8 protein-coding genes, 3 tRNA genes and 2 rRNA genes are annotated in these 14,269 nt (G+C 34.8%); all 13 read left to right on the top strand.

Annotation, left to right across the window (positions count from 1 at the left end; genetic code table 11):
* Positions 1-8: 8 nt before the first annotated feature.
* The 13 genes from NT01CX_RS08490 (at position 9) to NT01CX_RS08430 (ending at position 14,144) form a co-directional block, all read left to right on the top strand.
* Complete coding sequence (locus NT01CX_RS08490; protein WP_011722655.1) at positions 9-944, top strand: ABC transporter permease subunit; 936 nt, start codon at positions 9-11, stop codon at positions 942-944.
* 21 nt (positions 945-965) lie between these two features.
* Positions 966-1,880, top strand: coding sequence for a ribose ABC transporter substrate-binding protein RbsB (gene rbsB, locus NT01CX_RS08485; protein WP_011722654.1), 915 nt, complete (start codon positions 966-968; stop codon positions 1,878-1,880).
* A 103-nt stretch (positions 1,881-1,983) separates the two neighbouring features.
* Complete coding sequence (locus NT01CX_RS08480; RefSeq protein WP_011722653.1) at positions 1,984-2,982, top strand: LacI family DNA-binding transcriptional regulator; 999 nt, start codon at positions 1,984-1,986, stop codon at positions 2,980-2,982.
* A gap of 174 nt (positions 2,983-3,156) precedes the next feature.
* Positions 3,157-4,026, top strand: a complete 870-nt coding sequence (locus NT01CX_RS08475) for a cation diffusion facilitator family transporter (RefSeq protein ID WP_039226468.1) — start codon at positions 3,157-3,159, stop codon at positions 4,024-4,026.
* A 75-nt stretch (positions 4,027-4,101) separates the two neighbouring features.
* Positions 4,102-5,250, top strand: coding sequence for a hypothetical protein (locus NT01CX_RS08470; RefSeq protein ID WP_011722651.1), 1,149 nt, complete (start codon positions 4,102-4,104; stop codon positions 5,248-5,250).
* Between the two features lie 90 nt (positions 5,251-5,340).
* Positions 5,341-6,201, top strand: coding sequence for an undecaprenyl-diphosphate phosphatase (locus NT01CX_RS08465; protein ID WP_011722650.1), 861 nt, complete (start codon positions 5,341-5,343; stop codon positions 6,199-6,201).
* Between the two features lie 145 nt (positions 6,202-6,346).
* Positions 6,347-6,793: a hypothetical protein gene (locus tag NT01CX_RS08460; protein ID WP_011722649.1), complete on the top strand. Its 447-nt coding sequence runs from the start codon at positions 6,347-6,349 to the stop codon at positions 6,791-6,793.
* Between the two features lie 414 nt (positions 6,794-7,207).
* Positions 7,208-8,720, top strand: a 16S ribosomal RNA gene (locus NT01CX_RS08455).
* Positions 8,721-8,848: 128 nt separating this feature from the next.
* Positions 8,849-8,924: transfer RNA gene (locus tag NT01CX_RS08450), tRNA-Ala, on the top strand.
* 3 nt (positions 8,925-8,927) lie between these two features.
* Positions 8,928-9,004: transfer RNA gene (locus NT01CX_RS08445), tRNA-Ile, on the top strand.
* Positions 9,005-9,131: 127 nt separating this feature from the next.
* Positions 9,132-12,036 (top strand): 23S ribosomal RNA (locus NT01CX_RS08440).
* The 16S and 23S rRNA genes sit together here with 3 tRNA genes alongside, the layout of an rRNA operon.
* Positions 12,037-12,092: 56 nt before the next feature.
* Positions 12,093-12,167, top strand: a tRNA-Asn gene (locus NT01CX_RS08435).
* Positions 12,168-12,581: 414 nt separating this feature from the next.
* Entirely contained in the window at positions 12,582-14,144 is a 1,563-nt protein-coding gene (locus NT01CX_RS08430; protein ID WP_011722648.1) for a sigma 54-interacting transcriptional regulator, read from the top strand.
* The last annotated feature ends 125 nt before the right edge of the window (positions 14,145-14,269 follow it).

The raw sequence follows: 14,269 nt of genomic DNA, 5'->3' as shown, positions 1-14,269 counted from the left end.
GTAAACTTATGAATAATAATTTTAAAGATATAGTTATGAAATATAAGGCATTATTAGGATTTTTAGTTCTATGTGTTGTAATGGCTATCTTATCTCCAAGATTCTTAACAGTGCCAAACATAAAAAATGTACTTACTCAAGTATCTGTTAATGCAATTATTGCAATTGGAATGACCTTTGTAATATTAACAGGAGGAATAGATCTATCAGTTGGATCAACCCTTGCAATAAGTGGTGCTGTAGCGGCAACTTTAATTAAGGCAAACTGTAGTATATTTGTTGCCATTATAGTGGCTATAATAGTTGGAATAATTGTGGGATTAGTTAATGGAGTAGTTATTGCAAAAGGAAAAATTCAAGCTTTTATTGCAACACTTGCAACAATGACTGTATTTAGAGGAGTTACTCAAGTTTATACAAATGGTACACCAGTATCAAAGCTTGGAGAGGCTTTTGGAAAAATAGGTAATACAGAGATTATAGGAATACCACTACCAGTAGTTATTACTATAGCAGTTTTCTTGGTAGCATTTTATGTATTGAATGAAACAAGATGTGGAAGATATATATATGCTTTAGGTGGAAATGAAGATTCAGCTAGATTATCAGGAATAAATACAACTAAAATGAAGATGTTAGTTTATGTAATATCTGGTGTAACAGCTGCAATAAGTGGAGTTGTAGTAACAAGTAGAATAGGATCTGCATCTGCAATAGCAGGAACAGGATATGAACTAGATGCGATTGCTGCTGTAGTTCTTGGTGGTACAAGCCTTGCTGGCGGAGAAGGAAGTATAGCAGGAACAATAATAGGTGCATTAATTATAGGAGTTTTAAACAATGGATTAAATTTATTAAATGTATCACCATATTATCAATTAATAGTAAAAGGACTTGTAATTTTATTAGCAGTTATGGTTGATAGAAAAGTAAACAAAAAATAATAAAAGTAAGAGAGGGTAAATATGAAAAATATAATGAAAAAATTTATAGCAATTTGTACCTCTGCATTACTAGTAGTAGCACTTGTGGGATGTAGCACAAAAGATACAAAATCAGAAAAGAAAAAAGTAGGAATGGTTTTATCCACACTAAATAATCCTTTCTTTGTGTCTATGAAAGAAGGGGCAGAGAAGAAGGCAAAAGAACTTGGGTGTGAAGTTTTAGTGTTAGATTCACAAAATGACCCTGCAAAAGAAAGATCAAATATAGAAGATTTAATTCAAGGTGGAGTTTCTGTATTAATAGTAAATCCAACAGATAGTGATGCAGTTATAAATTCTGTCCAAGTAGCAAATAAAGCAAATATACCTGTAATAACTGTAGATAGACAAGCAAATGGTGGGAAAGTTATATCTCATATAGCATCTGATAATACTAAAGGTGGAGAACTTGCTGGAAAATATATAATTGATACATTAAAAGATAAAAAGGATATTAAAGTGGTTGAACTACAAGGAATCCCAGGAGCATCTGCTACAAGAGAAAGAGGAGCTGGATTTCATAATATAATTGATAAAAAAAATAATGTAAAAGTTGTATCTAGTCAAGCTGCTAATTTTGACAGAGCACAGGGACTTTCAGTAATGGAAAATATAATCCAAGCACAATCAGATTTTGATGCGGTATTTGCTCATAATGATGAAATGGCATTAGGTGCAGCAAAAGCATTAAAGACAGCAAATAGAAATGTTATGGTTATTGGATTTGACGGAGATGAGGATGCAAGAGCAGCTATTGATAAAAAAGAAATGGTAGCAACTGTAGCTCAACAACCTGTATTAATGGGAGAAGCAGCTGTAGATAATGCTATGAAAATTTTAAATGGTGAAAATATACCAAGACAAATTCCTGTTAAGCTTACTCTTGTAACTAAGTAATAAGGTATAAATTTATGAAAACGTCGATAAATTCGACGTTTTCATTTTGCATAAAAAACATATATAATATTATTTAATTACAGTTTATGGGGGAAGAAACTATATGAAAAAAGTGACTATGAAGGATATCGCAGAAAAAGCTGGGGTTACAAAAGCAACAGTTTCTATGGTATTGAACAAGAAAAATGTAAAAATAAGCGAAGAAACTAAAAGAAAAATATTCAAAATAGCAAAGGAAATGAACTATATTCCAAATGCTATTGCGAGAAGTTTAACCACTAACAAAACACAGACAATAGGAATAATATTGCCTGACATTACAAATCCATTTTTTTCTGAGATGGCAAGAGCTATAGAAGATACAGCACATAAGTTAAATTATAATGTAATAGTTTGTAATACAGATAGTAATGGGAAAAAAGAAGAAAAATATATAAGGCTTTTAATAGGAAAATTAGTAGAAGGAATTATATTTATAACGGGAGAGGGAGATGTTAATAATCTGGAAATATTAAAGAAAAACAATGTATCTTTTGTTTTAGTTGATAGATATATAGATGGAAACAATGATTATCCAGGAGTTTATTGTTTAAATAAGTTAGGAGTAAAACTAGGAGTAGATTATCTTATAAGTAAAGGTAAAAAGAATATTGCATTTGTGGCAGGTGGAAAAAAATTAAGTGTATCAAGACAAAGAATTGATGGATACATTGAAGCCATGAAAATGAATTCTGTAGATTACTCTGGACTTATTTTTGAGGGGGATTTTACATTAGAAGGTGGCATGAGGGCTACTGAAGAAATCGTATCAAGTAATAAAAAAATAGATGCAATATTTTATAGTAATGATGCAATGGCACTGGGAGGATTGAAGGTTTTAAAAAGAAAAAAAATAAAAGTACCAGAAGAAATAAGTGTCATAGGATTTGATAATATAAAAATATGTAGCTTTATAGAACCTGAACTTACAACAATATCACAACCCATATATAAAATGGGCAAAAAAGCCTGTGAATTATTGATTGAGGTTATAGCAGGAAATGTAAAAAATGAACAAATATATTTTGAAACCGAATTATTCAAAGGAGAAACTGTAAAATAATAATGAAAAATATGTATCAAAATAAAAGTAACACTCAATACCTTTTATTTACAATTATCATTATCAATTGATAATAAAAGTTAAGAGAAAAAGTTGTTGAATTTATTGAAGATAGTGCATATACTAGATAGTATATAAATTGTATTATTATCAATTAAAAATGAGGTGCATATTTTGAACAGCGAAGAACGTTACAAAGTGGGGAATAAAATTTCAAAAATAACTATTCTATTAAATTTACTACTAGCTATTGGAAAAACTATAGTTGGATTTATTGGAAAAAGTAGTGCTATGATATCAGATGGTGTACATTCAGCTTCAGATGTTTTAAGTACAATATGTGTTATGATTGGTTTAAAATTAGCTAAAAAGCCAGAAGATAAAAGACATCCGTATGGACATGAGAAGTTTGAGCCTATTGTAGCTAAATTATTAGCACTAATACTTGGAATCACAGCTGTTGGAATTGGATACAAAGCTATAAAGAATATAATACTAGGAAGCTACGCAACACCTAGTGTAATAGCAGCTTACGCAGCTATTGCGTCAATATTAATAAAGGAATGGATGTATTGGTATACAGTTAAAGGAGCGAAAAAGATACAAAGTTCTGCTTTAATGGCAGATGCATGGCATCATAGATCAGATGCGTTATCATCTGTTGGAAGTTTAATTGGAATACTAGGAGCAAGACTTGGTTATCTAATTTTAGATCCTATAGCATCAATTGTTATATGTTTAGTTATTATGAAAGTTGCAATAGACATATATATAGATGCTACAAATCAACTTATGGATTGTTCAGCAGATAATGAAACAGTAAATGAAATATTAAAAAGTATTTTAAATGTTGATGGAGTAATAAAGGTAGATGATCTTAAAACAAGGGTTCACGCAACTAGATTATATGTTGACGTTGAAATCAGTGTAGACAAAGATTTATCTGTAAGTGAAGCTCATGAAATTGCAGAAAAAGTTCATAACAAAGTAGAAATAACAACGGACAAAGTTAAACATTGTATGGTTCATGTTAATCCATGTTAATTTTATATTGAAAACTACGATACTTCTATAGTATAGTAGTTTTTCTTTTAAAATATTTTATTTAAGGAGATAGAAATGAAAAAAAGGAAAAAGTTAATAAGAGGTTTAATGGTATTAGTTATTATAGGATTTGCTATTGGCATAAATTTTAAAATACAAAAATTGTCTGTAAAAAATAATTTAACTATAGTAAAGTGGGACAACTTATATACAGATAAAAATATAAATTTATATTATGGTACATCGGAATTGCCCATACTAAATGAACTAAATAGTAAGTATAAAGTAAAAGAAATTGTAGGAGGGGAAAAAGAAAAATTAAATAAAGCTTTAAATATTATGAAGTGGACTAAAGCTAATATGAAATATGATAAAAATAAAAAAAATAAGCTTGAAAATAAGGGTGCTGCTGATATATTAAGTGGTAAAAATAAATCTAAAAAGTATTCAAATTTAGAAATTTGCACAGTATTTAATGAGTTTTGTAATTCAGAAAATATAATGTGTAGACTAGGAAAATATACTGTTTTAGCAAATGAAAAATTAAAAAAGGAAAGCCCAGATTTATTTGTGTGTGAAATATGGGATGAAAAGTATAATAAATGGATAATGATAGATTTAATAAATGGAGTATACGTTAAAGAAAAAGAAACTCCATTAAGTGCTATAGAAGTTATAGATAAAGGAATATATAATTTGAATATAGTTGGGGCAGAAAAACCTAAAAAATATGAGGAAAAAATGAGCAAGTATTTTTCAAATTATACTATAAAAATAGATAATACGGTTTATGATGTGAAAAAGAGTAATTGCTATATAACTTATTTAGGAAAAGACAGTGATAATAAAGTATCCATAAAAAATCCATTAGAGTATCCTTCCATTTACACAAAAGATAAGCACTTATTTGATGTAGATCCTAACAAGGAAAAACAAAGTTATAATACAAATGAAAAGCCAACTATTATATTTTCAAAGGTTAATACAAGAAAAAAATCTAAAAAAGATAAACAAGATGAAAATGTGAAGATGGAACTTTGTGTTGGAGTATTTAAAAATAGTTCTATGGAAGACAAGTATTACATAAGTATTAATGATTCACCTTTTGAAGAAAAGAATAAATATTTTAATGTTAAAATAAAAGAAGGAATAACAAATATTAAATTATCGCAGGATGGTAAAACTGTAATAAGAGAAGTGGAATTTCAATATAACAATAAATAATATAAAAACTAGTGGACAAAGCAAATTTTAAAATAGTATAATTTTAAAATGTAAAAACAAATAATTTGTAATCGAAAGAGGGATATTGATTTGGAAAATTTATGGTTTATAATTAAGGCTATAATCATAGGTATAGTTGAAGGTATTACTGAATTTTTACCAGTTTCTTCAACAGGGCATATGATAATTGTGGAAGATCTTATTAATTTTAAAGAAGGGGTAATGCCGGCTTCATTATATACCAAACAATATATAGATGCATTTACAATGATAATACAATTAGGAGCTATTTTGGCTATAGTAGTATTATATTGGGATAAAATTAAGAGAAGTTTTGAAAACTTTGCTCCTTCAAAACCTAAATCAGGTTTTAAGTTTTGGCTTAATATAGCCGTATCAGCAGTTCCAGCAGGAGTTCTTGGATTGAAATTTCATAGCAAGATAAATGAAAAGTTATTTAATCCAGGTTCTGTAACAGCAGCATTAATAGTTGGTGCTATTTGGATGATATTTGCTGAAAAAAGATATAGAGGTAAGTTTACAACTAAAGATATAGATAATGTAACTATTAAACAAGCTTTTATAATAGGATGTTTTCAATGTTTAGCATTGTGGCCAGGAATGTCAAGATCAGCTTCAACTATAATAGGTGCTTGGATAGTAGGATTATCAACAGTTGCAGCTGCTGAATTTTCATTTTTCTTAGCATTACCTGTAATGGCTGGAGTTACATATAAATCATTAAAAGACATTAATGTATTTGCTTTAGGATCAATGCATATAGTTGGACTTACTGTTGGATTTATAGTTTCTTTTATAGTAGCTTTAATAGTTGTGGATAAATTTATTACTTTCTTAAAGAAAAAGCCTATGAGAGTATTTGCTATGTATAGAATACTTTTAGGTATAGTCCTTATAATTTTATCTTTATTTAATGTGATTTCTATGTAATTTAAATGTTTCGTAATATAAAAAATAAAATTATTGATTTCAAAACTCAGGATAATATTTCCTGGGTTTTTATTTTTAAAAATTTATTACTAGGAAATACTAAATATAAAGATGAATTAAAAATAATATTAAGGAGGATACCTATATGGATTGGAAAAAAAGAATAAAAGACATAATTGATAATAATAAATGGGTAAAAAACGATACTGGTGTATGGAAGGTTCAATGTGCAAAGTTATTTGAGGATGATAATACTTTAAGATTAATTTTGGTAACAGATGAGTTGGAAGGACCGGTTTCAACACAGGTAGAGAAAATTATTGTAACTAACAATGAAGATTTGGTTTTATTCTATGATGAAAGATTTAACTCAATTTTAAAAGAAGAAGATTATGATAAATTTTCTAAATTAGTAGATAAAGAGCAATGGGATGCATTATTTACAGGAGAAGCTACTAAAAATCTAGTGGATATGGATGTTGTAGGCAGTGAAGATGGGTTTTATGTAGAACCACATGAAGGTATAAGTCGATTTACAGATAATTACAATGAAAGTCTTTCAGAGGAACTAGATAAGTACTTTAATATTTAAATTCAAAATAAAAAATATATAAATACATTTATTTAACCAATAAGTTAAAATGTTAAAGGATACACTAAAAATAATATAAATAGTGTATCCTTTAATTACAACTTATCCTACAGTGTCTTTTTATAAAAATAAGAGAAAAAAAGAATAATTTTAAGAAAAACAAATTTATTTTAAAAAAATGTATAAAAAGATTTTTAAAATATGTATAAATTTTGATAAAATACTATTCGTCTTTACAACAATAAACACAACTCGTGTAAATGTAAATTTTAAATAAATTTATTGTTGACAAGACAAATAAAATATTATAAAATTAACAATGTCGTCAAGAGATGGCGAAAGAAAATGGTCTTTGAAAATTAAACAGAATATAGGTAATAAACCAGTCAATAAATTTGAGTAAGATTAAACTTTTAAATTGAGAGTTTGATCCTGGCTCAGGACGAACGCTGGCGGCGTGCCTAACACATGCAAGTCGAGCGATGAAGCTTCCTTCGGGAAGTGGATTAGCGGCGGACGGGTGAGTAACACGTGGGTAACCTGCCTCAAAGAGTGGGATAGCCTCCCGAAAGGGAGATTAATACCGCATAACATTATTTTACGGCATCGTAGAATAATCAAAGGAGCAATCCGCTTTGAGATGGACCCGCGGCGCATTAGCTAGTTGGTGAGGTAACGGCTCACCAAGGCAACGATGCGTAGCCGACCTGAGAGGGTGATCGGCCACATTGGAACTGAGACACGGTCCAGACTCCTACGGGAGGCAGCAGTGGGGAATATTGCGCAATGGGGGAAACCCTGACGCAGCAACGCCGCGTGAGTGATGAAGGTTTTCGGATCGTAAAACTCTGTCATTAGGGACGATAATGACGGTACCTAATGAGGAAGCCACGGCTAACTACGTGCCAGCAGCCGCGGTAATACGTAGGTGGCAAGCGTTGTCCGGATTTACTGGGCGTAAAGAGTATGTAGGTGGGCATTTAAGTCAGATGTGAAATTCCCGGGCTTAACCTGGGAGCTGCATTTGATACTGGGTGTCTAGAGTGCAGGAGAGGAAAGTGGAATTCCTAGTGTAGCGGTGAAATGCGTAGAGATTAGGAAGAACACCAGTGGCGAAGGCGACTTTCTGGACTGTAACTGACACTGAGATACGAAAGCGTGGGTAGCAAACAGGATTAGATACCCTGGTAGTCCACGCCGTAAACGATGAATACTAGGTGTCGGGGGGTACCACCCTCGGTGCCGCAGCAAACGCATTAAGTATTCCGCCTGGGGAGTACGGTCGCAAGATTAAAACTCAAAGGAATTGACGGGGACCCGCACAAGCAGCGGAGCATGTGGTTTAATTCGAAGCAACGCGAAGAACCTTACCTAGACTTGACATCTCCTGAATTACTCGTAACTGAGGAAGTCCCTTCGGGGACAGGAAGACAGGTGGTGCATGGTTGTCGTCAGCTCGTGTCGTGAGATGTTGGGTTAAGTCCCGCAACGAGCGCAACCCTTATTGTTAGTTGCTACTATTAAGTTAAGCACTCTAACGAGACTGCCGCGGTTAACGTGGAGGAAGGTGGGGATGACGTCAAATCATCATGCCCCTTATGTCTAGGGCTACACACGTGCTACAATGGCTGGTACAACGAGCAGCAATCCCGCGAGGGGGAGCAAAACTTGAAAGCCAGTCCCAGTTCGGATTGTAGGCTGAAACTCGCCTACATGAAGTTGGAGTTGCTAGTAATCGCGAATCAGCATGTCGCGGTGAATACGTTCCCGGGTCTTGTACACACCGCCCGTCACACCATGAGAGCCGGTAACACCCGAAGCCCGTGAGGTAACCGTAAGGAGCCAGCGGTCGAAGGTGGGATTGGTGATTGGGGTGAAGTCGTAACAAGGTAGCCGTAGGAGAACCTGCGGCTGGATCACCTCCTTTCTAGGGAGAATGGAAGCAAAGCTTCCAGACTGGAAACCTGATTCTGTTTAATTTTGAAAGACTAAGTCTTTCAATACATAATATCAATAATTGGTTTTACAAGAGGTATTATCAGTTATTGGTTTAGTGGGGGTATAGCTCAGTTGGGAGAGCACCTGCCTTGCACGCAGGGGGTCAAGAGTTCGAATCTCTTTATCTCCACCACATGGGTCTATAGCTCAGCTGGTTAGAGCGCACGCCTGATAAGCGTGAGGTCGATGGTTCGAGTCCATTTAGACCCACCACTTTCTTAATTGAATATCTCAATTAAGTGAATTGTTCTTTGAAAATTGCACAGTGATAAAGAAACGAATTAATAAGATTAGAAATAATCTAAACCTAGACACTAATGAAAATTAGTAGATGATGATAGATCAAGCTACAAAGGGCGCACGGTGAATGCCCTGGCACTAGGAGCCGATGAAGGACGCGATAAGCTGCGATAAGCTACATGTAGGCGCACATAGCCTGTGATATGTAGATTTCCGAATGGGGAAACCCATCTAGCTTTGCTAGATACTGTATACTGAATACATAGGTATATGGAGGTACACCTGGGGAACTGAAACATCTAAGTACCCAGAGGAAGAGAAAGAAAATTCGATTCCCTAAGTAGCGGCGAGCGAAAGGGGAAGAGCCCAAACCAGGAACTTGTTCCTGGGGTTGCGGATAGATCACAACGCTTTGATTTCTTTAGTTGAAGAGAGCTGGAAGGCTCCGCCATAGAAGGTAATAGCCCTGTAAGCGAAAAGGAAAGAAAAGTAGATCTACTCCAGAGTACCACGAGACACGTGAAACCTTGTGGGAAGCTGGGAGGACCATCTCCCAAGGCTAAATACTACCTAGTGACCGATAGTGAAGCAGTACCGTGAGGGAAAGGTGAAAAGAACCCCGGGAGGGGAGTGAAATAGAATCTGAAACCGTGTGCCTACAATCGGTCGGAGCACATTAAAGTGTGACGGCGTACTTTTTGTAGAACGGGCCAGCGAGTTACGATGTGCAGCAAGGTTAAGCACTTATGGTGTGGAGCCGAAGGGAAACCGAGTCTGAACAGGGCAACTAGTTGCATATTGTAGACCCGAAACCGGGTGACCTATCCATGGCCAGGATGAAGCGGAAGTAAAATTCCGTGGAGGTCCGAACCACGTTGGCGTTGAAAAGCCATGGGATGAGCTGTGGATAGCGGAGAAATTCCAATCGAACTCGGAGATAGCTGGTTCTCCTCGAAATAGCTTTAGGGCTAGCGTCGGGTAATTAAGTAGTGGAGGTAGAGCACTGAATGGGCTAGGGGCTGACAACAGTTACTGAACCCTATCAAACTCCGAATGCCATATACTTGTACCCCGGCAGTCAGACTACGAATGATAAGATCCGTGGTCAAAAGGGAAACAGCCCAGACCATCAGCTAAGGTCCCAAAGTGTAAGTTAAGTGGGAAAGGATGTGGGATTTCTAAGACAACTAGGATGTTGGCTTAGAAGCAGCCACTCATTTAAAGAGTGCGTAATAGCTCACTAGTCGAGAGATCCTGCGCCGAAGATGTAACGGGGCTCAAACTTACCACCGAAGCTATGGATGTATACTTTGTATACGTGGTAGAGGAGCTTTCTGTACAGGTTGAAGCCATACCGTAAGGAGTGGTGGACAGTACAGAAGTGAGAATGCTGGCATAAGTAGCGAAAAACAAGTGAGAATCTTGTTGACCGAATATCTAAGGTTTCCTGGGGAAGGCTCGTCCTCCCAGGGTTAGTCGGGACCTAAGCCAAGGCCGAAAGGCGTAGGTGATGGACAACTGGTTGATATTCCAGTACCACCATAATGCGTTTGACAAATGGGATGACGCAGGAGGATAGGATGTGCGCACTATTGGATGTGCGTCTAAGCACTTAGGGTGTTAAGTAGGCAAATCCGCTTAACATTAAGCCTGAGGTGTGATGGGGAGTCATTTTTGACGAAGTATCTGATTCCACGCTGCCAAGAAAAGTCTCTATGGAGCAAAATGGTGCCCGTACCGCAAACCGACACAGGTAGATGAGGAGAGAATCCTAAGGTCGTCGGAAGAATTACTGCTAAGGAACTCGGCAAATTGACCCCGTAACTTAGGGAGAAGGGGTGCCTACGAGAGTAGGCCGCAGTGAATAGGCTCAAGCAACTGTTTATCAAAAACACAGGTCTCTGCTAAAGCGTAAGCTGATGTATAGGGGCTGACGCCTGCCCGGTGCTGGAAGGTTAAGGGGAATAGTTAGCGTAAGCGAAGCTATGAACTTAAGCCCCAGTAAACGGCGGCCGTAACTATAACGGTCCTAAGGTAGCGAAATTCCTTGTCGGGTAAGTTCCGACCCGCACGAATGGCGTAATGATTTGAGCACTGTCTCGGCAGTAAATCCGGTGAAATTGTAGTGCAAGTGAAGATGCTTGCTACCCGCGGTTGGACGGAAAGACCCCGTAGAGCTTTACTGTAGCTTAGCATTGAATTTCGGTATTGTCTGTACAGGATAGGTGGGAGACTTAGAAACCAGGGCGTCAGCTTTGGTGGAGTCATCCTTGGGATACCACCCTGATAGTACTGGAATTCTAACTGGAGGCCATGAATCTGGTCACAGGACATTGCTAGGTGGGCAGTTTGACTGGGGCGGTCGCCTCCTAAAAGGTAACGGAGGCGCCCAAAGGTTCCCTCAGCGCGGTCGGAAATCGCGCGTAGAGTGCAAAGGCAGAAGGGAGCCTGACTGCGACACATACAGGTGGAGCAGGGACGAAAGTCGGGCTTAGTGATCCGGTGGTTCTGTATGGAAGGGCCATCGCTCAACGGATAAAAGCTACCTCGGGGATAACAGGCTGATCTCCCCCAAGAGTCCACATCGACGGGGAGGTTTGGCACCTCGATGTCGGCTCGTCGCATCCTGGGGCTGTAGTCGGTCCCAAGGGTTGGGCTGTTCGCCCATTAAAGCGGCACGCGAGCTGGGTTCAGAACGTCGTGAGACAGTTCGGTCCCTATCCGCCGTGGGCGTAGGAAATTTGAGAGGAGCTGTCCTTAGTACGAGAGGACCGGGATGGACCAACCTCTGGTGCACCAGTTGTTCCGCCAGGAGCACAGCTGGGTAGCTATGTTGGGAAGGGATAAACGCTGAAAGCATCTAAGCGTGAAGCCCACCTCAAGATTAGATTTCCCATAGCGTAAGCTAGTAAGACCCCTGAAAGACTATCAGGTTGATAGGTTGGAGGTGTAAGTACAGTAATGTATTCAGCTGACCAATACTAATAGGTCGAGGGCTTGATCAAATAAATTATTATCACTGTGCAATTTTGAAAGAACAAAAAGTTCTTTTAATTAATGTTCCGCGATAGCTCAATGGTGGAGCACTCGGCTGTTAACCGATAGGTTGGAGGTTCGAGTCCTCTTCGCGGAGCCATTTTTTATTTTTTGATATATTTCTATATAAGTGCTTATTGAAAGTAAATCTTCTTATGTTGCATAAATTATTAAAATGCAATATAAGAAGATTTATTTTTATTAAAAATCATATTAAATAAAAAAATAAGGAAATAGTTAAGTAAGTTCGATAATTAAAAAAATCAAATGGTATTTCCCTTAAAATGGAATGTGTACCCGGTATTTATGCTTTGAATAATCTTTATAACAAATTAAAATATATATAAGGATACTTATACTTTAAATATAAAAATCATATAAATAACAAGTCTTATGTAAATGTTTACACAGATTCTCAAGCTATTATTTAAATATAAAAAGTATGGTTAGCTATAAATTGTAGTGGTTAATAAATCATGAGTTTAAACAATAACATATATTAAGAGGAGATAATATGAAAAAGTATATTAGATTTAAAATAGTAACTGAGGACAGAATAGGAATAACTTTTGACATATTAAAAAAAATTTATGACTTAAATATAAATATTGTATCCATAGAAGTATTTCCTAAAACAGTATTCATTAAAATTGAAGATATTTATTCTCATAATAAAGACTTAATAAAGAAAAAATTATATGAAGTAAGTGGAATAATAATGGTATGTGAAATTAATCTTTTAGAATATGAAAAAAATGAAAGAAAATTATTGGCTATAATAGATGCGGTGGATGATGGAGTAATATATGTAAATAAAAATTTAAATATAGAAATCTTCAATAGTTATTGTGAAAAGATTTTTAATTGTAATAAAGATGATATTATAGACAAAGATATAAGAACTGTTCTAGAAGATCCACTTATAATAGATTTAATAAAAAGTGGTAAAGATTATAAGAATGTTGAAATAAAAATTAATAGCAAAAAAGGAGATATACAATACTTAACAACGGGAATAGCTGTAAAGGATGATAGTGGAGAAAGTATTGGAGTTGTATCATCAATAACAGATATAAAAAAAGTAATAGAACTTGCAAGTGTAGTATCTAAAATGGATAAAGAAGCTTTTGGCAATATCATTGGTAATAGCCAAGCTATAAAAGGAGTAAAGAATATTGTTAAAACTGTCTCTAAGAGTAATTCCACAGTTATATTGAGAGGAGAAAGTGGAACAGGTAAAGAACTTTTTGCAAGGGCTATTCAGAGACTTAGTAATAGAAAAGACAAAAGGTTTGTAATTTTAAATTGCGCTGCATTACCAGAAAATTTAATAGAAAGTGAATTATTTGGTTATGTAAAGGGGAGTTTTACTGGTGCAAATAATAATGGAAAAGAGGGATTATTTAAAGAAGCCAATGAAGGAACAATATTTTTAGATGAAATAGGAGAACTTTCAATGGTGCTTCAAGCTAAGCTTTTAAGAGTATTGCAAGATGGAGTTGTTAGAAAAATAGGAAGTTGCACGGAAGAAAAAGTTGATGTGCGAATTATAGCAGCTACAAATAGAAATTTAGAAGAAATGGTTAAAAAGGGTGAGTTTAGAGAAGATTTATATTATAGACTTAATGTTATACCTATTTTTATACCAAGCCTAAGAGAGAGAATGGAAGATATACCTGATATGGTCACATTTTTCATAAAAAAATTAAACCATAAATTATCAAAAAAAATATTAGGTGTAAAATATGATTTTATTAAGGAGCTTATGAAATATAATTGGCCAGGAAATATAAGAGAGTTACAAAATGTTGTTGAAAGAGCTATGAATTTATGTGATGGTAAACTTCTTACAAAAAAACATCTAATGATTAATTCATATATTAATCCTATAAGTTTAGATGAAGTAAAAGAAGCAAGTGACTTAAAGTTAAAAGATATTGTGGAGGCTTGTGAAAAAGAAGCTATAATAAAAGCTTTGAAAAAAAATAAAACATTTAGAAAAACAGCTAAGGTGTTAGGGGTATCACATACAACCATAATAAATAAAATAAAAAAGTATAATATAGTTTGGCAATAATAATTTACAATGCAATATAGATTTAAAAATAAAATATAAATGAAAAGCACTTTTAAAATACGTTTTTAAGAGTGCTTTTTTTATATTTTGTTTTTTATATTTTTTATAACTGTAATCTTTTAATT

The organism is Clostridium novyi NT (genome assembly GCF_000014125.1).
Classification (GTDB): Bacteria; Bacillota; Clostridia; order Clostridiales; family Clostridiaceae; genus Clostridium_H; species Clostridium_H novyi.
Note: the sequence above shows the minus strand (reverse complement) of the source record. Positions and strands in the feature narration are given on the sequence as shown.

What these genes read in the sequence shown, in the direction of transcription:
- NT01CX_RS08470 (WP_011722651.1), top strand. Translation starts at nt 4,102, where the DNA reads ATGAAAAAAAGGAAAAAGTTAATAAGAGGTTTAATGGTATTAGTTATT.
- NT01CX_RS08480 (WP_011722653.1), top strand. Translation starts at nt 1,984, where the DNA reads ATGAAAAAAGTGACTATGAAGGATATCGCAGAAAAAGCTGGGGTTACA.
- NT01CX_RS08490 (WP_011722655.1), top strand. Translation starts at nt 9, where the DNA reads ATGAATAATAATTTTAAAGATATAGTTATGAAATATAAGGCATTATTA.
- rbsB (WP_011722654.1), top strand. Translation starts at nt 966, where the DNA reads ATGAAAAATATAATGAAAAAATTTATAGCAATTTGTACCTCTGCATTA.
- NT01CX_RS08460 (WP_011722649.1), top strand. Translation starts at nt 6,347, where the DNA reads ATGGATTGGAAAAAAAGAATAAAAGACATAATTGATAATAATAAATGG.
- NT01CX_RS08430 (WP_011722648.1), top strand. Translation starts at nt 12,582, where the DNA reads ATGAAAAAGTATATTAGATTTAAAATAGTAACTGAGGACAGAATAGGA.